This window comes from Streptomyces sp. NPDC090994 (genome assembly GCF_044768905.1).
Taxonomy (GTDB): domain Bacteria; phylum Actinomycetota; class Actinomycetes; order Streptomycetales; family Streptomycetaceae; genus Streptomyces.
In genome coordinates this window covers 1-18,335 of sequence record NZ_JBIVWS010000046.1, presented here as the reverse complement: position 1 = coordinate 18,335, position 18,335 = coordinate 1, and the positions used below count along the sequence as shown (strand labels likewise).

Below are 18,335 nucleotides of genomic sequence, written 5' to 3'. Positions count from 1 at the left end.
CGCTCGACCTTCGGCAGCAGCGGCTCGATCACCGCCCACAGTTCGTCGTCGACTTCCCACGGCTTCGGCCGAGCCACCCGCACCCCCAGATCACCAGTCTCAGAGTGATCCAACCACCTCGAAGATCATTTCGTTAGGAGTTCTAAGCGTTAGTCGGCCCTGGTGGGCGGCTGACGTGGCTTCGTTCACGTTCAGCAGCAGCGTTTGTCGATGGGTTTCGACAGCAGTTGGCGATCAACGCGCTCGGAGATGTTCACGGGAAATGACGGCACTGTCGTCAGTTAGGGCGTTCGCGCGGACCACTGAGGCGACCAGCGACTCCGGAAGATCAGGCACGGTAGCCTCTGGCCATGCCTGAGACATCGGTGGCGCACTTTTACGACGAACTGGCCGACGACTACCACCTGATCTACTCAGACTGGAACGCCAGCATTCGCCGGCAGGGGGACGCCCTCGACGCCCTTATCGGTCAGGATCGCGTCGAGGTGCTCGACTGTTCCTGCGGCATCGGCACGCAGGCCATCGGCTTGGCGCTGCGCGGGCACCGCGTAACTGGCACCGATCTCAGCCCTCGCGCCGCCGCCCGCGCTGGCCGTGAGGCCGCCCGCCGGAGCCTCAGCCTGCGCACGGCAGCCGCTGACATGCGACGCCTTCCGTTTCCCGATGGCCGGTTCGACGTCGTCGTCTGCGCTGACAACTCGCTGCCCCACCTGCTGACAGAGCAGGATGTGCACGCTGCCCTGGCCGCGATGCGCCGCGTGCTGCGCCCCGACGGCCTGCTGCTGGTCAGCACACGCCACTACGACGACCTGCTGCGCGACCACCCCGTTTCGACGCCTCCACAAGTCCACCAGACCGCCGACTGCGCCGACGTTGGAGAACGGACCGTCACCTTCCAGCTCTGGCACTGGCACGACGACGGTGAGCACTACGACTTGGAGCACTTCCAACTCCTTCAGGCAGGCGGAGAATGGCGCGTCAAGGTCCGCCGGACCACCTACTGGGCCCTCAGCCAGGACCGGTTGGCTGGCTTGGCAGCCGAGGCCGGCTTTGTCGACGCCCGTTGGCGGATGCCGCAGGACACGGGCTTCTTCCAGCCGCTGCTTGTGGCCCGCGCCGACGAGTAGGTGATTTCACCGTCCGGCTCGACCGTCGGCCGTGAGGGCAGCGGCTTGCGCGGCTCCGGCCAAGTGGAGTTCAGGGCCTTGCGGACCGTCCGCCAGGCGATGTTGTACTTGCGCTCCAGCTCCCGCATCGTCATGCCGGCCCGGTGGTCCCGCCGGATCGCCGCGTATAACTCGACCTTCGACATCTGCGGCATGACCAGGACCTTTCACCGGGAACACCCCGATGCTGTCCTGGCAAGGACCCCGGTGCTGACAAAACTCGTGAACATCACCCGACCGTGGATCCGGGCGCCTCCCAAACCCATGTACAACCGCTGACGCAACTCGTGAACAAAGCCACTGACGGGATGCTTGGCGATAGGACCGGTCTGAAGTTGTTCCACGGATAACTGAGGCGGGCAGCGGCGCAGCCCGTTAAGGTGCTGCCCTCACAGCGCAAAGGGAAAGAAACGGGGCATGGGCAAGAGTCTGGTTTCGACCATCCGCGAGGACGTCCAATGGGGCGTCCGGATGACGGCCCTCGCCAGTCTGTGCGTGGCGTTCGCGATGCCCGTCGTATTCGCGCTCTTCGACGACGACCAGGTGAGGATGAGCGACGACTACGCAGCCGTGAACGCCGCTGCCAGTCTCGGGATCCTGCTGATCGGTGTCGTCGACATGCACTTCAACGTGAGCAGGGCGAAGGAACTCGCCGCCACGGCCGCCGGCCGCCTCGACGCCGTCGCAGGACGCACACTTCGCAGGACGTACACGTATGAAGACCTGATCAGGACCCATGTCGACGGCCTCGGCAACTGGCTCTTCTGCTGCGCGGTGCAGACCCTGTCCCTGGGACTGGTGGGCCTCTGGGCCGCCATCGAGGACCACGGGCCCGCCCGGTGGCTGGCCTGGCTCTCCCTGTGCAGCGCATGCTACGGCCTCGCCACCGTGCTGCTCACGGCTCTTTTCAAGCTGCGGGACGGGATCCTAGGGCTGTTCGAACTCCTCCCCAACGACGAAGAGCAGGAGCCGCCCCAGGAGCCGGTGCAGCGTCCCAACGCCCCTGCGGGGGCGTAGGGAACGGGTCCGGCCGAAGTGCAAGAGGTGTACGACGCTCGGGCCATCCAGGACCGACGGAGGCTAACGCACGATCTGACACCGATGTTCCTCAGCCCCCTACTCCGCGATGACCTGCCGGTAGTCCAGCTTCCGCCCGCTCGGCATGGGCGCGGCCGGTGCCGACTGGGCGGGGCGGGGACGGCGTCCCCGGAGCGTGACGAGGTGGACGGCGGAGTCGTCCACCACACCCTTGCGCCGGTCACGGCGCAGGTCGGTCGGCTTGCGCGGCTGGACGCGCTGCTGAGTGATGAAGTCCCAGCACGCGAAGACGACGTGGGCGACCTCGTCGGTGGTGCCGAGCTGCATCGGGCCCGGCGTCTCGGTGGCTCCGGTCGTGGTCTCGTTGTCGGCCATCAGCGGCGGCGCCCCGGGGACGGCGTGGGTGGGCCGGGTCCAGAAGGTCAGCCACCACGTCGGATGCTCCCGGCCGTCGAAGGGCTCGATGTGCCGCACGCCGTCGGGCCCGAACCAGCGCCAAAACGGCTGACGCGGTCCCCGGACCGGGCGGGGCGCAGGTGTGCGGGAGCGTGCGCGAAGTCGGCGGCCCACGGCCCCCAGGACACCGCGACCACGTCCGCCGGCCGTTCCTCGCCCTCGGGGACGGTCCGCACGAGCGGCTTGCCGAAGGCGATGAACCCGCGGCGGGCAGGCACCCGGTGCGGGGCCAGCGGCCCCTTGCGGCCGCGCTCCGCCTTGCGGATGGCGGCCTCGGTCATCTCCTCGTCCACGTGGTACAGCCGGGCCTTGGCGAGCCGGTCGTTCTCCTGCGCGAGCAGCACCCGGGCCGCATCGTCGGCGGCGTCCAGGTACGGCACGAGGGTGCCGGTGTTCTCCGGCCTTGGGGCACAGCGGTACAGCGGTTAACGCTAAGCCGGTGGAGAGGGCCCCGGCCTAGGTAGGGTCCGCGCTGTGAATGAAGATCAAGAGATCCGTGCCCGCGCCGTGGACCTGGCCGCTCGTACGCTGGCGGCGCTGTATCCGAACGACGAGTTGGCCAACCATCCGGCTGCCATCACGGACGATGTGCTGTCGCTGGCTCCGTACGTAGCCGACTACATCAAGTCCGGCGAGTTCGACCGCCAGTCGCTGCTTCGGCACTGCCCCGGAGGAGACCTGAACCGAAGGCCGGTCTGATCCGCAGCAGGGGCTCGGCGTGCCCGGACCCGCCCTACCGCATCTCGGCGTTCGGGTGGGGCTGGGCCTGGAGGCGCTCGCGGAGGTCCATCTCCTCGGGAGTAAGCGGGTCCTCGGGCCGGCGGATGCGGACGGGCTTGGGCCGCCGCGGCAGACCGTCGTCCGCCGCGGCGGCCTCCGCTTCCGCGAGCGCCCGGTACAGCGAGGCGACCGACGGAGACTTGCCCGCGTTCTTCCCGGTCTTGATGGTCAGCTTCTTCGCGATCTCGGGGACGGGGACACCCTTGCCCTTGAGCGCGACGGCGAAGGTGAGCATGTCGTCGTCGATGACCTTCGGGCGTCCGCCGTGGTTGCCCTTGGACGCGGCGATGACCTGGCCTTCGAGGGTCTTCTCCCGGATGTAGTTGCGCTCGATCTGCCCGGCCACGGCGAGGACAGCGAAGAACATGGCGCCCATGCCGTTGGGGTCGTAGATCCCGGTGAGCGGGCCGGTGAGGAGTTCGAGTTGGATGCCGCCGGCCTGGAGGTCGGCGGACAGCGTCATCAGCTCGGCCGCGTTGCGCGCGAGGCGCTTGAGCTCGTGCACCGTGAGGATGACCGGGGTTTCGGGGGTGGCCTCCTTGAACTGGTGGGCTAGGACGAGGGCCTTCTCCAGTTCGGGCCGGACCTTGACGCGGGTGCTGATCTGTTCCTGGAAGACCTTGTGGCACTCGGCTCGGTGGAGGGCTTCGAGCTGGCTCGCCAGTTCCTGCCGCGCGGTGGACGTCCTGGCGTACCCGATGCGGACCGGGCGCTCGGTGCGGGGCGCGGGCACGACGGCGAGCGCCGGGCCCTGCTTCCAGGCGCGGCCGGGGTGGCGGTCGGCGGGGACGAGGACTTCGAGTTCCTCGCGGAGCGCGGGGACGAGGACGAAGCGGGGGGTGTGGTACTTCGCGGCGGTCTTCCCGTCGCGGGTGCGGCAGGCGGAGCCAGCGGGCGCGTCACAGTTCGGGCAGTCGTGACGTTCTACCGCCAATGCTGCCCGATCGGGCGTGAGATCCATCCGGGAAGTCTCTCAGAAGTCCCTCGCACAACATGCGGGTTTCGAGAGGACTTTTGCAGACGACGACCTGCGGAAACGCGATCACCCCGAGGGCTCTCGCAGAACTCTCACAGATGAACATTTGTGAGAACTGGAGATCCCACCCCCTTCCCCTTCTTCTTTCCGAAAGAGGCTGCGGGCGCGGCCGTCTGGATCGTATGCTCGTGGTTGTGAGTTCCAGAAAAAATGTGTGCATGGAGATGGCGGAGACCACACACAACCAGGTGGCGCTGTTGGCGCTGGCTTGGGGGGTCTCCGAGAGCGAGGCGGTGCAGAGGTTGGTGGAGCACTTCCAGCGCACTTCCACCCCCAAGAAGAGCGACAAGGAGGGAAGGATCGACGTTCATGCCCTATACGGCGGGGTGAGGATCGAGGGGCTTTACGACCCAACGGCGGAGAGCGTGACGGTGACGAGCGGGCCGGCGCAGGGGCGGTACAAGTCACCGAGCGGTGCCGCCGCTGCGGTACTGCGTGCGCAGAATCCTAAGGTGAGTGCGAGTCGGAACGGCTGGTCATTTTGGATCATCACGGAGACCGGCAGCCTGTTGCAGACCATCCGTCACTGAGTCGCGCCAGGCGCACGGGGTGTCTGCGCCCCGTTCCGTCTGGTGTCCCCTCAGCCGACGGGGCGAGGCGGCATGAGGGGCCCTGGCGTTATGGGCCCGTCGGCTACCACCAGCGGCAATGCGAGAAAATCGCGGATGCGAGAAAACCAGAGATGCGAAACCGTTTGACATGCGAGAAATCTCTACGGTTGAGTGTCCGTCAAGCAGCCAGCCAATGAAGGGGGTCGTCCTGTGGCGACGACGGAGGCCAGCACGGCGCGGAGGGTCGTAGTCAAACGACGCAGCAAGGCCGCCCCGCCGGAGTATGAGCCGGTGCCAGTCGATCCTCGGCCCGTCTACTACCAGAAGATCCGCGTGGGTCTCCTGGAGGTGGACCCCAGCTTGGACGCTCAGCGCATGTTCCAGCGCTCCTGGGCGAACAAGCTGGGGAAGAAGTGGAACCCGCGGCTCCTTCTTCCCGCGATCGTCTCGAAGCGGGCCGACGGCCGGTACTACCTCCTGGATGGGCAGCACTCCAGCAAGGTGGCCACGGAGAAGCACGGCCCCGACTTCGAACGGCACTGCCTGGTCTACGAAGAGCTGACCCCAGCCGAGGAAGCGGCACTGTTCCTTGCCGCGAACCGTGACCGCAAGGCGGTCAAACCCGTGGACAACTACCGCGTGGCGCTGACCGCGGGGGAGCCCCTGGTGACCCGCGTCAACGCTGAGGTGCTGTCCTGCGGCTTGACCGTGACCGGCAGTTCATCCCCCAACCAGGTGGGTGCCGTCCAAGCCGTCCTGACCATCGGCGAGAAGCGTGTGGGTCTGCTCCCCATGGTGCTGTACACCCTGGCCGAAGCATGGGGCCGGGACAGCACTTCCTGGGACAACATGATGATCCGCGCTGTAGGGATGGTCATCTACACCAACTGGAAGAAGAAGGAGGAGGGGAAGGCCGAGGAGGATCCGAAGGTCGACCTGGACCGTCTAGCCCTCGTGCTCCGCAAGCGCACTGTGCGTCAGTGGAAGACCGACGCCATCCGGTCCACGCATTCCGGTGGCGGCTCTCAGTCCCGTTCCCAGCCACTGGCCGAGAACATCGTGACGGCCTACAACATCGGCATCACGGACCCCACGGAGCTGGTGATCGCACCCGGCCGGGGCGCGTAGCCACTCTACGAGGACAGTGGCCCCCACCCCGGTACCAGGGTGGGGGCCACTGCGCGTCCGCACCGGAGTCCGAGCAGGCCGCGCAGGACCGTTACCGCCGGAAGGCCTCAACGGCTCGGACTCCGGGATCGACGGCACTCCGTAGCAACGGGCGCCGTCAGGCACCCGCCTTGCACACACCCTGCACGGCGTCGCGGATGTCGAGGACCATCACGCCGTCGATCTCCTCGACGCCGCCCTTGCCGAAGCGGACCCATAGCGGGAAGGCGCCAGCGTCGCGGGCGAAGAGGAGCTTCTCAGCGGAGGCCGGGTTCGGCGCGGAGTCGATCTCGATCACGAAGTTCGGCCCGCCGGGAATCCAGACCACCACGTCGGCCCGCCCGTAGCGGCCCTTGCCGTCCGGGACTACGGGCAGCCGCAGTTCCTTGTAGGCGCAGGCGAGGGGGGCGAGCGGGCTGTCGCTGACCAGCTCGTCCTTGAAGGAGAGTACGACCTTGGTCAGGACCCGGGTGACTTCGGCGGTGGCGGGCGGCCCGTACCCCTTCGCGCGGTCGGCGGCGACCGCCTCGGCGGCCCGCTGCGACCAGGCGGCGAGGATCTCGCCCAGGAGCCAGGCCATGTTCTCCAGGTCGTCCTTGTCCACCCGGCGGGCCGCGCGGCCGGTGAGCTGGTGGAGCCAGCCCTCGGCCCAGTGCGCCTGGTCCAGGATCCGCAGCACCCCGCCGTGGGCGGCCGCGCGCCCGGCTTCCTCCTTGGTCGGCAGCAGCCGGGCGGCCATCTTCGTGACCCGGGTCAGCATCTCCTCGGTGCGGCCTTTCCTGCCCATCTGCTCCTCGGCGGCGATGGCGCCCTGGAGGTGCTTGGCCGCCCACCACCGCCACTCGGTGACCAGCGGCGCCGGGACATCGGCCGGCACGGGGACGGCGTCCAGCAGCTTGCCTGCGCGCCCGGCGGCGGCCTTCGCGGCGGTGGACAGCTCCTTCTTCAGGCGCTTCTCGTTGGCCTGCCACCACTCCTGCTGGCACTTCCAGCAGCGTCCCCGCTTCTTCGCCGCGGCCTCGGGGGTGACCATCGCGCTGTGCCCGCAGTCCGGATAGGTGTAGGAGACCTTGTAGTCGACGCACTCACGGCAGGCCGCGACGTCACCGCCCTTCCACTTCGGCAACGTGGTGCGGGTGGAGATGTTCTCCTCCCACTCGTGCCCGGCCGCGCACCGCCACCACACCGCGACCTGCATCTTCGGCGTCGCCTTCGCCGGGGTCAGCCCGCCGTTGCGCTCCTGCAACCACATCGCGGCGACCTGCGGATACGCCTCGGCCAGCGACACACCAAGCGAACGCGTCACAGCGCCCCTCCTCACTCCCCGGCCAGGCCCTCCCTGGCCCGGCGGCTCACCCCGGACAACGATCCGGCTCCTGGCAGGAGACGCCAGGAGGCCGTCCGCTCGGAGGCTCAGGCGCCGGTGTTAGATCGTGTGTCGAGGGGCCGCCCGCGATTTCCCTCGGAGTTTCGCGCGAGCCGGGTCGGTTGCGAGATGATTCCTGACTCACCCCACAAGGAAGGCCCCATAATGGGACGTACAAAAGTTGGGAAGCCGCGTCGCGAGCGGCCGGTGAACGAGACCCACGAGCCGGAGATGCCGCTGCCCGGATGGCCTGGCAGCCACGCCGACAGTGAGCTGACCAATCCGGACGAAGACGAGTGCATCGTCGTCACCGTCCACGGGGTCCGGCATTATCTCCACGCCACGACGGCACGAGAACTCCAGGCATCCCTTGAAAAGACGCTGGTGGAGTACAACTCGGTGTGCGATAAAGCTGGAGCCCCGAGGGTGTGACCCGGGTCCGAGCCGCAGCCCGGACCGTGAGGTTGAGGAACATCCGGGCGAGAACCGGCGTAGCGCACGCTCTGACGTAGATGTTCCTCAACGCTCTACTCCTCGTCGTCCTCGTCCAGCCCGAGCCCGGCCGCGTCCGGGTCGCGCAGCGGGCGCAGCGCGCCGGCTGCCGGGGTGGAGGCGGTGAAGCTGTAGCGGCCGAGCACGTTGAGGTTGCGGTGCTTGAGCGGGGAGAGCCGGGCAATGTCCTCGTCGCGCAGTTCGTGGCCCTCGGCGCGCCCCGCTCCCCGCGGCACCGACCGGCGCGGGCAGGAAGAGAGGGGTTGCACTGGGTGCGCGCCGGACGGCACCGCGGCCTGTGCCGTCCGGCGGGCGTGGTCGGGCGTCAGAGCGGGATGCAGCCGACGCTGAGGTGCCAGTACGGGCCGCCGTAGGGCCCGAGGTGGCGGCCAAGGGTCATCAGGTCGGTGTCGGGCAGGCCGGGGGAGACGATCAGGGAGATGCTGCCGCCGCCGTGCCGGGTCAGGGCCGTCCACTGGTGGATGCGCGGGTCCGAGGGGATCACGATGCGCGCGGCGCTCTCCTCGCACAGGAGCTGGATCGTCACCCGCCCGTCGTCCTCCAGCGTCCAGCGGGCCTGCGAGTCGGCGGCCCGGGCGACCTCACCCCGAGGGACCATGCGGTAGCGGGTGACGAAGTCCTTCACCTCCGCCTCGTCCACGTCCGGCTCCACGACCAGGACCAGCGCGGCGAGCACCGTGCCGTCGGTCATCGGCAGGCCGGTCGGCACGGCCACCACCGGCGGCGTCCCCTCGTACAGCGTGCCGCCGAGTTCCCTCTTCACAGTCCGATCCCCTCGGTCGCGGCGTCCTCGAACGCCTCACCCTCGTCCACGTACTCCCAGAACACCGGGCTGTTGGGCGACCAGCCGCCCTGGCGGCGCAGCTTCTCGACGCGCTTGCCCTTCTTGCGCCCGGTGGTGACCAGACCGCGCCGGGCGGAGTGCCCGGTGATCCGGCGCCCGATCAGGCCCGCGTACTTCGCGCAGCGCGCGAGCGCCCGGCCGACGCCGTCCGGCGACAGACGCCTGGTGCCCTGGTTGCCCCACTGGTCAACGGGCAGGAACGCCGGTCCGCCGGGGGTGGCGCCGGCCGCCAGCTTGGCCGCCTTGTACGCGCGCCAGCAGCGCACCGGGCAGGTGTCAATGTCCTCGCCGTAGGTGACGGGCACGTCCCGCTCCGGGCGGCCCTTCACCGAGGGCACGTGCACCATCAGGCCCTCGTCCACGTCCACGATGTCCGGGTCGTCCAGCTCGGACATCTCCTCGTTGCGGCCCGCGACCGCGAACTTCAGGGAGTTGAGCGCCTTGTCCCGCAGCCTGGTCAGGTCCGAGACCACGATCGTGCGCCGCCGCCGGGCGCCGGGCTGGGGCGCGCGCTCGCGCGGCGCGTTGGCCATCTGCCGCAGGTCTTTCGGGGTCACGGCGGCGGCCTTGCCGCGGCCGCGCTGCTGGCGCCGCTTGTCCAGCTTCAGGGGCTTCAGCGTGCGCCGGGCCGCCTCGGTGGCCTCCTTGGGCACCGTGTAGCCGTGCCTGCGGGCCTCCGAGGTGACGCCGGTGATCCGGCGCTCGATCGTGTTCGGCGGCGCCTCAACCACCTGATCCAGGTACGTCACGAACGACACGAAGGTGCCCACGGTGACCTTGCTGAGCGGCAGGCGGGTGCCGGTCTGCTCGGCGAGCCAGTCGTGGAACTCCCCCCAGATCTCCCAGTCCCGGGCGTAGCCGTCCTTGGTCTTCTTCGGCCGGATGTCGTGCAGGTGCTCCTTGGCATCCGCGTCCAGCGCGGCGAGAACGGCCTCCACCGGGTCGTGCACGGCGACCACGCCGGCGCCGGGGGCGTCGTTCTCCACCAGCTCGGCGTCGACCACCTCCACCGGCTCCAGCGCGGTCCCGTACTCCTCGGCGGTCGTCACTCGGCGACCTCCTCCACCGTGTCGGCGAGCTTGCCGACACGCTCGGCGGCGTGGGTGATCCGCTTCGCCTCGACCCTAAGCTGCGAGCCGTCCTCATCGTGCTCCGTGAAGTCCGCCGCGACCTCGCCCACCAGGTGAGCCAGCTCCTCAAGGACCTCGGCGACGTCCTTGAGCCCGGGGCGCAGTTCCCCGCGCTCCAGGTGGTAGGCGGCGCGCGGGAGTTCGCCGTACGCGGGCAGGTCGTCGCGGCTGGCGACGGCGGCCTGCTCCTCGTCCTTGGCGGGGAAGGGCACGTACACCTGGGTGAGCATCAGCCCGGGCTGCTTGCTCTCCGCCTCGGTGGCGAGTCCGGAGACCACGGCCACCAGCCGGGGGTGGATGGTGTGCACCTGGTCCGGCTCGCCGGGCAGGGCCCGGTGGTGGTCGTCCAGGGACAGCGGCATGTCGTCGGGAAGCTGTTCCAGCAGGGCCCGCAGCTCGCCGACGGTGTCGATCATTGGCGCGGCGGCGACCGCCGCCCGCAGCCTGGGGGCCGCCTCCGAGTCGTTGTGCTGCTCGCTCATGCCTTCTCTCCGAACGGTGCGGGGACGCTGCGGCCGTGCTCGCGCAGCCACTGGTGGACCGCCTTCTCCTCGGCGACCCGTCGGCTGTAGGCGGCGTCACCGGCGGGCGTCATGTCCGTGAAGGCCACCCGGCCGATGCGGGTCTGCGCCCACTGGCACAGCTCCCACTCCGGCTGGCCGGTCTCCGCGTTGTACGCGGCCGGGTGCAGCGAGCCATCCCTCACGAACGCGTCCCGCTCGGTCTGCCGCTGCGCGACCTTGGCCTCGGCGGCGGCGAGCGCGGCCCGGGCCGCCTCGACCTCCTTCTCCGCCTCGGTGATCCGGTCCTCGAAGTACGTGGTGACGACGGCCGTGCCGTCGATCTGCTCGGTGGCGCTCACTGCTCCTGGCCCTCCTTCGGGTCGGTCGCGGCGGCCGCGTCCAGCTCCGCCGCCACCCACTTCGCCGCCGCGGTGACGGTCGTGAACGGCTTCTCGCCGCTGGTCTTCGCCCAGTCCGCGTAGCCCGAGAGGCCACGGGAGGGCGGGCGGAAGTCGGGCCCGATGGCCGCGTGGTAGACCGTGCCGCCGCGCTTGCCCCGGCCCTCGGTGACCACGCCGACGATGTCGTCCTCCGACAGCCGGTCGACCTGCCGACGGGAGCAGAGGTAGGCGCCGGGCGAGTCGTACCCCCGCAGGTCGAGCAGCGGCGGTCCGGGGTAGAGCCACAGCCCGGCCACCTTCTTGGGGGGCTGCCCGTACCCGGTGCGCACCGTGGTGGTGGTCCGGGTGGTGTACTCCTCGCCGCTGATCAGGTGGACGATGCCGCAGGACCGGCACAGCACCCGCACGCTGATCCGGTCGTAGCGGTCGTGGTGGCCGCACTCCTCGTTGGGGCAGGAGTGCTCCGGGCCTCCCCGGCGGGAGCGCCGCGCGTCGGACTCGGGCTGATAGTCGATCTCCCAGACGGGCTTGGCGCAGTCCGCCCGGTGGGCGAACGGCTGCCACTCCAGGTGGGCGGCGATGGCGTCGGAACTACTCATCGATCGTCACTTCCCGTCCGCGGTGAGCCAGCGCAGCGTGCCGGTGACGGCGTCCTGCGCGGCCTCGTCGTCGCCAGCGCGGATGGCCTCGACCAGGGCAAGGCCCGGGGTGTCCGCACGGTAGAGGAGCACAAGGGCGGTGTTGTCGGCCGGGAGGGTTTCCGGGAGGGTACGCAGCGGCATCACCGGGCCCGGAGTGAGGTTGGCTGCCCGTACCTCGCCGGCCGGGACGGCACGGGGCCGGTGCCCGATCCGGTGCAGCAGGTCGTGGGTGAGGTCGTCGTCCTCACGGCATCCGCCGGGGCACGGCCGGGGCTGCGGCTCGGCGTCGCCGCGTCGGGCCAGGTCGCTGCACAGCGAGGCGAGCCGTTTCACCCCGACGTACTGGGTGTTTCCGGCGGCGACGGAGCGGGCCAGGGTCTCGGTCTCGCGGACCAGGGCCTCGGGTGTCATGGAGTACGGGTTCGGCAGGTCCAGGTGAGCCCGGCTGTCCGCCGGTACAGCTGCCGGGTCGAGCGGGCTGACCGGCGCCGACCAGCTCAGAAAGGACTCCCGGCCGTCCAGGTCCGTGATGCGGTGCCTGATCGTCTCCACGCCGTCGCGGTGGGCCGGGTCCGGCTTGGGGTCGTTGCGGACCAGCCGCTCGATCTCGGCCCGGACGCCCTCCGGGGACCGGTCGGTGAAGAGGTCGCTGTCCCGGAACAGGTGGGCGGCCTCGTCCAGCGTCACCACGATGCGGTCGGTCGTGCCCCCCGTGCGCTCCTGCTGGACGGCCAGCAGGGCGGCGAGCATGTCCTTGGCCGATGCGACCGTCTTCCCGGGCGTGGTGTGCTCCAACCCGCCGCGCAGCTTCAGGAGTTCCACGGTCTGGTCCTGGAGCTGCGCGGCAGCCCACGCACGGGCGGCCTCCGCCTCGACGTCCTCCTCGGCGTCCCGACGGTAGCGCTCGGCGACGGCGGCGCATTCGTCCTCGGTGCACAGCACGCGGGCCACGGCCTCGGCGGAGCCGTCGGGGTTCTGGGTGACCTCGACGTCGGCGGCGATGCACTCGGAGACCATCCGCAGGCCTCTCTGAGCGTTCACCTCCAGCGCCTTCAGGTGGTCGGCGGTCAGCGGTACGGACACGGCGCCGACGCTCCAGCGCACGCGGTTCAGGTGGACGGTGTAGTGGCGGTCCGGCTCTCCTGGTACGAGGAGGAGCGGTACGGACAACGGCATGTCAGTCACCTTTTCGTGTGGTGGCGGCCCGGGCGATCCGGGCGAGGTGGTCGAAGTCGGCGTCGGTGAGCGGGCCGCCGTCGGGGCGGGCGTAGGCGATGGTGATGCTCGGGCGACTCCGCACCCGGAACAGCTCAAGCTGCCCCGGGCAGAGGGGAATTGCCGTCGGCGCCGGCGTCGTGGCGCGGCTGCTCATCGGCCGTGCTCCCGGCGGATCTGGCGGCTGAGGCGGCGGTAGGTGAGCCGCTGCGGCGTCGTCCCCTCGACCGCGTTCTTCGCCGGTCCGGCGTGGACGCGCAGCAGGGCCGCATAGAACCGGGCCATGAACGCGGCGGCCACCACGGCGGTGACGATGAGGAAGGTCGGCATCACGCGTCCTCGCTCGCGGCGGACGCTGCCTGCGGGCTCTCCTCGGCGAGGAGGCCGTTGAGGGTCTCGGCGATCGTGTCGAGCGCGGTCCGGATGGCGAGGTGCTCGGGTCCGGTCACCTCGCGCAGCGGCCGGTCGGCATCGAGCAGGGTCCATCCGGCGGGCATGAAGTCGCTGGGCTGGGCCTGTCCGATGCGGACGGTGATCTGGTCGCCGCCCACATGGGACAGCTGCACGGTGGCGCGGTGGACGAGGTACTGCTCGTCGGCCAGCTGGGCCTCGATCCGGTTCAGGGAGCGTCCGGCCAGCTGCCGTTCGCCGGCTCCGTCGGCAGCCACGCGCTGCGCGTGGTGCAGGGCTGTTTGCAGCCGGGCGGCCAGGTCGTGGGCCACCTCGTGGCGCCCCCACTGCCGCATGGTGGCGCGGTCCGGGTCGAGCAGGTCGGCGACCCGCTCCAGGGCGTTGGAGATGGCCCAGGCCGTCAGGGCCAGCTCGTCGGGCTCCTGGGCGAGGATCGCGGGGAGGGTGACGCTCTGGCTCAGCTCGGCGAGCCCGCCGACCCCCTTTGCCGTCAGCGGGGCGTACCGGGGGCGCGGGTCGGCGGCGGACGCCTTGTCGGTGGGCTCGATGCCCCGGGTGCGCAGGTCCTCGTAGACGGTGTCCCTCGACACGTCGGCACTGCGGGCGAGTTCGGCGACGTTGCGGTGCCCGGACCACCAGGCGGCGGCCATCAGGTCGGCCCGGTCACCGGGCAGCCGCTCGCGGCGGGCGGCCCAGCCGCGCAGCGCGGCCAGGGCGGCCCGCGCCATGTCCGCCTCCTCGTAGGTGCGGCCCGGCAGCAGCATGCCGCCCTCGGCCTCGGCCCGTGCGCGCAGCCGCTCCGTGAACTCCTCGGGCGCGGCCGCGGTCGACTTGGCCGGGCCGCCGGCCGTGAGCGTCCCCGGGGCGGTCAGCGGGCCCGGCGGGCTGGTCGGCTCCTCGTACGGGATGTCTTCGTCGTGCTCGGGCAACGCCTTCTCCTTCGACCGGACGAGTGTCGACTGGTTCGACACTTGCGACGCGCGACCCCATCATGTCGAGTCGCTCGACACCTGTCGAGCGACTCGACACTTTAGGGTCACCTTCCGGGAACGGGGTTGACGGCGCCTCACGTCCACTTTGTCGCCTCGGATATGGCACATTATCCGAGGCGAGACGCGCCGTACCACCACATCACCCGAACGAGTACAGAATTCCGCCAAGAATCTCCGGGGGCTAGACGGGGCGACTCCCTTCCCGCCACGCTCGAGGCATGCAGAACAAGAAGAACCGGGGTGAAATCCCCCGCAGGGTCGCTCTGCGGACCGAGGATCGCGATCTCCGGCGCCCGGACGGCACGCGAGCCCGACGCCCGCTGTGGGACACCGGGTGGGGCGAGGTGTCGGCGGCCCGGTACGCCGCCCGCTGCGCGCGGCACGTCGTCGCCGACCGCCTCCAGCTGCGTGCCCGGGGCCGCGCCTCGGTCCGCCTGGACTTCCCCTACGCCGCCAGCCGGGGCCCGCAGCGCGCGGAGGCCGCTCACGCCGTCGCAGACCGGTTCGGTCTGACCGCCCGCCACCTGGGCCGGAGCGGGCGCGCGCTGCGGGTGACCGGCGACGCTGAGGAGGTGGCCCGCTACACCGCCGCCCTGCCCCGGGTGCTGGAGCACGCCGAGTCGCTGGCCTCCTGGGCCGCCCGGATGCACGGGGCCTGGACGCGGCACAGCGCGCACGCCGCCTTCTTCGCCGCCCTCACTCCTGCCGAACTCCGCTGCCACGCCCGCACCTGGCGCTGGTCCGCGTTCCGGACGATCGTCGCCGTGCTGACCGGCCCGCAGCCCGACTCCGTGCCCGCGCACGACCCCGCGCTGCCGCCCTGGGAGCAGCCGGACGCCATCGCGGGGGGCCTGGGCGAGTACGGCTGGGTCGACATCCGCCACGCCTACGACCCGGCCGACGCCGTCCGGCTGCTCGACGAGGCCGCCCCCGCGCCCGCCCCGCCGGCTGCACGGTGGCCGGTCGGCCAGGCACGTGGCGAGCAGTTGAGCCTGTTCGATACGGCCGGGGCGGTACCGGCCCGGGCCCCGGCTGCCGGGCCGGTCATCGTCATCCCCTGCTCCGGGCGGAAGCTGGACCACCCCGCTGAGGCCGGGAAGATCTACACCGGCTCGCTGCACACCCACGCCCGCCGCACCGCCGACGCCCTCACCGCCCACGGCGGCACCGTTCTGGTACTCAGCGCCCGGCACGGCCTGCTGCCCCTGGACCGGGTCATCGAACCGTACGACCACACCTGGGCCGACCCCGGCAGCGTCACCGCCGCCGAGCTGCGCGCCCAGGCCGCCGCCCTGGGGCTGACCGGCGCCGATGTCGTCCTGCTCACCCCGGGCGCCTACACCAGCCGCGCCCTCGACGTCTGGCCGCACGCCCGCACCCCGCTGGCCCACCTCGGCATCGGCGCCCAGCGCGGCCGCCTCACCGCCCTGCGTACCCGTCCCGGGGAATACGCTCCTGCCGCCTGACCCTGTTCCCCATCCCTGACCAGGAGCATCATGAAAATCGTCATCGAGGGTGCCTCTCCCGAGTTCGAGCGCAAGCTGCTCACACTGCTCGCCGACCACCGGCACGAACTGGCCGTCAGCGTCGGCACCGAGTGGGACACCGACCGGGCCTGTCTCTACCTCCTCGACCTGCCGGCCAACGCCCGCAGGTTCGTCCAGCTCGTCGTGGAGGCCGACGGCGACAAGAACGCCGAGGAACTGCGCGCCGCCTTCAACGGTGAGCTGCGCGGCCCGACCATCGCCCTGTCCCGTGCGGTGCCGCGCGGTGTGCGCCGAGGCTGGTGGCCCGAGGGCACCAGGGCACCCATCACGCCCCGCTACGACCCCGAGCACCCCTCCTGGCAGAAGGCCATCGCCTACACGATGACCAAGGAGGACACGGCCGTCTTCCGGACCGTCTTCCAGATGATGGCCGCCGGCACCGTCAGCATCCCGCCCGGCCTCTTCGGCGGCACGGCCGTGCGCCGCGACGGCGATGACCAGCAAGACGAGGAGGGCCGGGCATGAAGGGCGCCGACGTGAGCCGTCCGGTACAGCCCGAGTGCACCGGCTGCGGGATGACGGACCTCAGCTTCGTCTGGGCGGCCGCCGGGTGGCGCCTGGTGCTGGGCCGTCGCCCGCCGCCTGACGGACAAAGTCACCGAGTAGAGGCAAGAACTTCTAGTCCGGGCATAGACGCTTCGACGTCAACTGGACTCCTGGATGGAGGCCCGGCACTTGCCGGAGATCTCGTTCAATAGCTCAAACAGCCTCGCGCACTCGCCGAGCAGACGTTCCTGTGGCGCTCCAGCACGCTCGTTATGGGTCAGCGCCCCAAAGGCCGCACCGAACTGGACGACAAGTTCCGCAACTTCTGCAGGTGCCTCCATTGCCATGCTCTGTGCAGCCTCGCCGGCGGGCACCCAGGCCGCCCACACGTCGCGTCGCCGGTCTTCCCGTTCGGCCGGAGACAGATTCTCCTGGACCAAGAAGTCGAACAGCATACGAACGATGGTCTGAGCCTTCGATAGGTAGGACGCGTACGCGTCGCGGCGAATCTGCCGCAGCCACTGTTCGTGGGCCGTTCTGGCCTGCGTATCTGCTTGGTAGCGGGCGGCTCGGCCTGCGATGAGTGCCGCGATCCATGCGCCAGTGGCGCCGACGAGTGCGCCGAGTACGGCGAAGAGTCCTTCAGTCACACCGGTGATTCTGGCGGCCGGCCCAGTGCCGGAACAGGACGGAGCCGAATAGGCGCAGGGTTGGAACACGACTGACCAGCCCCTCGGAACTGTAGGCGCCCTGGCGTGCCACGGCGGCGCGGCCGTACAACGACGGGGGCCCCGGCTCCCCCTCAAAGGGGACCGCCGGGGCCCGCGGGTTATCTGGCCAAATAGACCACCTGTGTTAGGCCGACTGCTCCGGCGCGAAGTTCTCCATGCAGTCGCCGCACATGATGTTGCGGCGCTCCAGCGTCTTCGGCGAGACCCGGATGACCGCGGGCGACGGCTCGCACTTGCAGACCGCCTTGACGTAGTTGCGGTCCTCTTTCTCCTTCTCTTTCTTCCCCGTCGGTACGTCCTCGCCCTCGTCGGCCGCCGCCTCGGTCTCCGGCTCGTCGGCCGTGCCGGTCTTGCCGCCGCCTCCACGGGTGCGGGTGACGAAGAGTTCGGGCCTGCGGGTGGCGTGCATCGCCTTGTCCAGGGCCGCGATCTGCTCCGCGTACGTCTCGGCGGCCTCCGGGCTCACCACCGAGTAGCCAGCGAACCCGTACTTCTTCTTCCAGTTGCTGGTGATGCCGTCTCGCTCGATCAGCCCAAGCTCCTTGGCGACGTCGCGGAATGCCTTGTTGTGGTACTGGCTGGCGGAGCAGTCATCGACCCCGCGGGCCTCGTTCACCGCGTGCGTGGCTTCGTGCAGCAGGTACCCGAAGACCTTGTCCGCGCCGTCGGCGAGCGACTCGGCCGTGACGAAGACTTCGTGGTGCAGAGCGTCGCCCTCCCGCAGGCGCCACCGGCGGGGCGCGAAATGCGCCAGTTCGACCGCGCTGGCGCGGCCGCCGGTGGCCATGCTGATGACGGCCTCGGGAACGTCGGGGTGACGGGCGCGGACCGCGTCCCATGCGTCCACCAGGGCGGTGGTGACTCCGGCTGCGATCTTGGCGACCGCGACCTCGGGGGCCAGGTCGGGTACGACCTCCAGGGACGGGGCGGGCGCGGGCTCTGGGATGACGGCGACGGCTTCAGTACGCATGCGGCCCCGGGGATCAATCGAACCGTGGTTGGCGCTGAGATTGATCTTCGTCGTTTAGCACAGCTCCAGGATGCGGTGGCAGGTTTCTCTGGAAATCCGGTGGGCTCGGACGGCGGGTGGCTACCGTCCGCCGGGTGCCGGTGGAATTTCTGACAGATGAGCAAGCGGCGGCGTACGGACGGTTCGTGGAGGAGCCGACGCGGCCAGAGCTGGAGCGGTTCTTCTTCCTGGACGACGTGGACCGGGACCTGATCGCGTTGCGCCGTACGACGGCGCACCAGCTGGGGTTCGCCGTGCAGATGTGGTGTGTTAACTGCACCAGTGCCTCCGATCATGGAGCGAGATGATCTCCGCCTGCAAGGAAGTGTGTGTTGCAAGACCTGCATCGCCA

23 protein-coding genes and 2 pseudogenes are annotated in these 18,335 nt (G+C 70.2%); 9 read left to right on the top strand and 16 right to left on the bottom strand.

All coding sequences use genetic code 11. The annotated features are described in order from the left end of the window. The first annotated feature begins 350 nt into the window (after positions 1–350). Both ACIQR3_RS38030 and ACIQR3_RS38025 read left to right on the top strand, forming a co-directional pair. Positions 351–1,127 carry a class I SAM-dependent methyltransferase gene (locus tag ACIQR3_RS38030; RefSeq protein WP_403546141.1) on the top strand — a complete coding sequence of 259 codons (777 nt, stop codon included), beginning with the start codon at positions 351–353 and terminating at the stop codon, positions 1,125–1,127. Between the two features lie 456 nt (positions 1,128–1,583). After that, entirely contained in the window at positions 1,584–2,183 is a 600-nt protein-coding gene (locus ACIQR3_RS38025) for a hypothetical protein (RefSeq protein WP_403546139.1), read from the top strand. Positions 2,184–2,282: 99 nt separating this feature from the next. Here ACIQR3_RS38025 and ACIQR3_RS38020 read toward each other — a convergent pair whose 3' ends face one another. Continuing rightward, on the bottom strand, positions 2,283–2,678 hold the full coding sequence (locus ACIQR3_RS38020) for a hypothetical protein (RefSeq protein ID WP_403546137.1): 396 nt from the start codon (positions 2,676–2,678) through the stop codon (positions 2,283–2,285). After that, entirely contained in the window at positions 2,627–3,040 is a 414-nt protein-coding gene (locus ACIQR3_RS38015) for a hypothetical protein (RefSeq protein ID WP_403546135.1), read from the bottom strand. Before ACIQR3_RS38015 ends, ACIQR3_RS38020 begins: the two co-directional genes overlap by 52 nt. Before the next feature lie 94 nt (positions 3,041–3,134). Here ACIQR3_RS38015 and ACIQR3_RS38010 point away from each other — a divergent pair, with 94 nt between their 5' ends. Then, positions 3,135–3,359 carry a hypothetical protein gene (locus tag ACIQR3_RS38010; protein WP_403546133.1) on the top strand — a complete coding sequence of 75 codons (225 nt, stop codon included), beginning with the start codon at positions 3,135–3,137 and terminating at the stop codon, positions 3,357–3,359. A gap of 34 nt (positions 3,360–3,393) precedes the next feature. Here ACIQR3_RS38010 and ACIQR3_RS38005 read toward each other — a convergent pair whose 3' ends face one another. Continuing rightward, on the bottom strand, positions 3,394–4,401 hold the full coding sequence (locus tag ACIQR3_RS38005; protein ID WP_403546131.1) for a recombinase family protein: 1,008 nt from the start codon (positions 4,399–4,401) through the stop codon (positions 3,394–3,396). 233 nt (positions 4,402–4,634) lie between these two features. On the opposite strand from ACIQR3_RS38005, the gene ACIQR3_RS38000 reads away from it, so the two are divergent. Beyond that, positions 4,635–5,006 (top strand): hypothetical protein, encoded by a 372-nt coding sequence (locus ACIQR3_RS38000; RefSeq protein WP_403546130.1) that lies wholly within the window; start codon positions 4,635–4,637, stop codon positions 5,004–5,006. Positions 5,007–5,318: 312 nt separating this feature from the next. Further along, positions 5,319–6,155, top strand: a complete 837-nt coding sequence (locus ACIQR3_RS37995) for a DUF6551 family protein (RefSeq protein ID WP_403546128.1) — start codon at positions 5,319–5,321, stop codon at positions 6,153–6,155. 157 nt (positions 6,156–6,312) lie between these two features. Here ACIQR3_RS37995 and ACIQR3_RS37990 read toward each other — a convergent pair whose 3' ends face one another. Further along, positions 6,313–7,500 carry a zinc-ribbon domain-containing protein gene (locus ACIQR3_RS37990; protein ID WP_403546126.1) on the bottom strand — a complete coding sequence of 396 codons (1,188 nt, stop codon included), beginning with the start codon at positions 7,498–7,500 and terminating at the stop codon, positions 6,313–6,315. Between the two features lie 267 nt (positions 7,501–7,767). Between ACIQR3_RS37990 and ACIQR3_RS37985 the strand changes: the two genes are divergently transcribed. Continuing rightward, positions 7,768–7,992, top strand: a complete 225-nt coding sequence (locus ACIQR3_RS37985; protein WP_403546124.1) for a hypothetical protein — start codon at positions 7,768–7,770, stop codon at positions 7,990–7,992. Positions 7,993–8,087: 95 nt separating this feature from the next. Here ACIQR3_RS37985 and ACIQR3_RS37980 read toward each other — a convergent pair. From ACIQR3_RS37980 to ACIQR3_RS37935, 10 genes and pseudogenes are all read right to left on the bottom strand, one after another. After that, a pseudogene (locus ACIQR3_RS37980) lies at positions 8,088–8,270 on the bottom strand (hypothetical protein); the annotation flags it as partial. Between the two features lie 107 nt (positions 8,271–8,377). Continuing rightward, positions 8,378–8,836, bottom strand: coding sequence for a hypothetical protein (locus ACIQR3_RS37975; protein WP_403546122.1), 459 nt, complete (start codon positions 8,834–8,836; stop codon positions 8,378–8,380). Continuing rightward, on the bottom strand, positions 8,833–9,966 hold the full coding sequence (locus tag ACIQR3_RS37970; protein ID WP_403546120.1) for a hypothetical protein: 1,134 nt from the start codon (positions 9,964–9,966) through the stop codon (positions 8,833–8,835). Before ACIQR3_RS37970 ends, ACIQR3_RS37975 begins: the two co-directional genes overlap by 4 nt. After that, positions 9,963–10,529: a hypothetical protein gene (locus ACIQR3_RS37965; protein WP_403546118.1), complete on the bottom strand. Its 567-nt coding sequence runs from the start codon at positions 10,527–10,529 to the stop codon at positions 9,963–9,965. Before ACIQR3_RS37965 ends, ACIQR3_RS37970 begins: the two co-directional genes overlap by 4 nt. Continuing rightward, on the bottom strand, positions 10,526–10,909 hold the full coding sequence (locus tag ACIQR3_RS37960; RefSeq protein WP_403546116.1) for a hypothetical protein: 384 nt from the start codon (positions 10,907–10,909) through the stop codon (positions 10,526–10,528). The genes ACIQR3_RS37965 and ACIQR3_RS37960 overlap by 4 nt, the downstream gene beginning before the upstream one ends. Next, entirely contained in the window at positions 10,906–11,550 is a 645-nt protein-coding gene (locus ACIQR3_RS37955) for a hypothetical protein (RefSeq protein WP_403546115.1), read from the bottom strand. Before ACIQR3_RS37955 ends, ACIQR3_RS37960 begins: the two co-directional genes overlap by 4 nt. A 6-nt stretch (positions 11,551–11,556) precedes the next feature. Beyond that, entirely contained in the window at positions 11,557–12,768 is a 1,212-nt protein-coding gene (locus ACIQR3_RS37950) for a hypothetical protein (protein WP_403546113.1), read from the bottom strand. Position 12,769: 1 nt separating this feature from the next. Further along, entirely contained in the window at positions 12,770–12,964 is a 195-nt protein-coding gene (locus ACIQR3_RS37945) for a hypothetical protein (protein WP_403546111.1), read from the bottom strand. Then, the gene (locus ACIQR3_RS37940) at positions 12,961–13,137 is read right to left on the bottom strand and encodes a hypothetical protein (protein ID WP_403546109.1); all 177 of its coding nucleotides are present in this window, start codon (positions 13,135–13,137) and stop codon (positions 12,961–12,963) included. The genes ACIQR3_RS37945 and ACIQR3_RS37940 overlap by 4 nt, the downstream gene beginning before the upstream one ends. Next, on the bottom strand, positions 13,137–14,147 hold the full coding sequence (locus ACIQR3_RS37935) for a hypothetical protein (RefSeq protein WP_403546107.1): 1,011 nt from the start codon (positions 14,145–14,147) through the stop codon (positions 13,137–13,139). Before ACIQR3_RS37935 ends, ACIQR3_RS37940 begins: the two co-directional genes overlap by 1 nt. A 281-nt stretch (positions 14,148–14,428) precedes the next feature. Here ACIQR3_RS37935 and ACIQR3_RS37930 point away from each other — a divergent pair, with 281 nt between their 5' ends. Further along, entirely contained in the window at positions 14,429–15,676 is a 1,248-nt protein-coding gene (locus tag ACIQR3_RS37930; RefSeq protein WP_403546106.1) for a DUF6884 domain-containing protein, read from the top strand. Positions 15,677–15,706: 30 nt separating this feature from the next. Continuing rightward, positions 15,707–16,222, top strand: coding sequence for a hypothetical protein (locus ACIQR3_RS37925; protein WP_403546104.1), 516 nt, complete (start codon positions 15,707–15,709; stop codon positions 16,220–16,222). 179 nt (positions 16,223–16,401) lie between these two features. On the opposite strand, the gene ACIQR3_RS37920 is transcribed toward ACIQR3_RS37925, so the two are convergent. Next, complete coding sequence (locus tag ACIQR3_RS37920; RefSeq protein ID WP_403546103.1) at positions 16,402–16,893, bottom strand: hypothetical protein; 492 nt, start codon at positions 16,891–16,893, stop codon at positions 16,402–16,404. A 205-nt stretch (positions 16,894–17,098) separates the two neighbouring features. Further along, positions 17,099–17,944, bottom strand: coding sequence for a hypothetical protein (locus ACIQR3_RS37915; RefSeq protein WP_403546101.1), 846 nt, complete (start codon positions 17,942–17,944; stop codon positions 17,099–17,101). A 134-nt stretch (positions 17,945–18,078) separates the two neighbouring features. Between ACIQR3_RS37915 and ACIQR3_RS37910 the strand changes: the two are divergent. After that, positions 18,079–18,246: pseudogene (locus tag ACIQR3_RS37910) on the top strand (DUF4158 domain-containing protein); the annotation flags it as partial. Between the last annotated feature and the right edge of the window lie 89 nt (positions 18,247–18,335).

Bases quoted from the DNA above. Each gene is read 5' to 3' on its own strand.
- ACIQR3_RS38030 (WP_403546141.1), top strand. From the start codon at position 351: ATGCCTGAGACATCGGTGGCGCACTTTTACGACGAACTGGCCGACGAC.
- ACIQR3_RS38025 (WP_403546139.1), top strand. From the start codon at position 1,584: ATGGGCAAGAGTCTGGTTTCGACCATCCGCGAGGACGTCCAATGGGGC.
- ACIQR3_RS38005 (WP_403546131.1), bottom strand. From the start codon at position 4,401: ATGGATCTCACGCCCGATCGGGCAGCATTGGCGGTAGAACGTCACGAC.
- ACIQR3_RS38000 (WP_403546130.1), top strand. From the start codon at position 4,635: ATGGAGATGGCGGAGACCACACACAACCAGGTGGCGCTGTTGGCGCTG.
- ACIQR3_RS37965 (WP_403546118.1), bottom strand. From the start codon at position 10,529: ATGAGCGAGCAGCACAACGACTCGGAGGCGGCCCCCAGGCTGCGGGCG.
- ACIQR3_RS37955 (WP_403546115.1), bottom strand. From the start codon at position 11,550: ATGAGTAGTTCCGACGCCATCGCCGCCCACCTGGAGTGGCAGCCGTTC.
- ACIQR3_RS37950 (WP_403546113.1), bottom strand. From the start codon at position 12,768: ATGCCGTTGTCCGTACCGCTCCTCCTCGTACCAGGAGAGCCGGACCGC.
- ACIQR3_RS37945 (WP_403546111.1), bottom strand. From the start codon at position 12,964: ATGAGCAGCCGCGCCACGACGCCGGCGCCGACGGCAATTCCCCTCTGC.
- ACIQR3_RS37940 (WP_403546109.1), bottom strand. From the start codon at position 13,137: ATGCCGACCTTCCTCATCGTCACCGCCGTGGTGGCCGCCGCGTTCATG.
- ACIQR3_RS37930 (WP_403546106.1), top strand. From the start codon at position 14,429: ATGCAGAACAAGAAGAACCGGGGTGAAATCCCCCGCAGGGTCGCTCTG.
- ACIQR3_RS37925 (WP_403546104.1), top strand. From the start codon at position 15,707: ATGAAAATCGTCATCGAGGGTGCCTCTCCCGAGTTCGAGCGCAAGCTG.
- ACIQR3_RS37915 (WP_403546101.1), bottom strand. From the start codon at position 17,944: ATGCGTACTGAAGCCGTCGCCGTCATCCCAGAGCCCGCGCCCGCCCCG.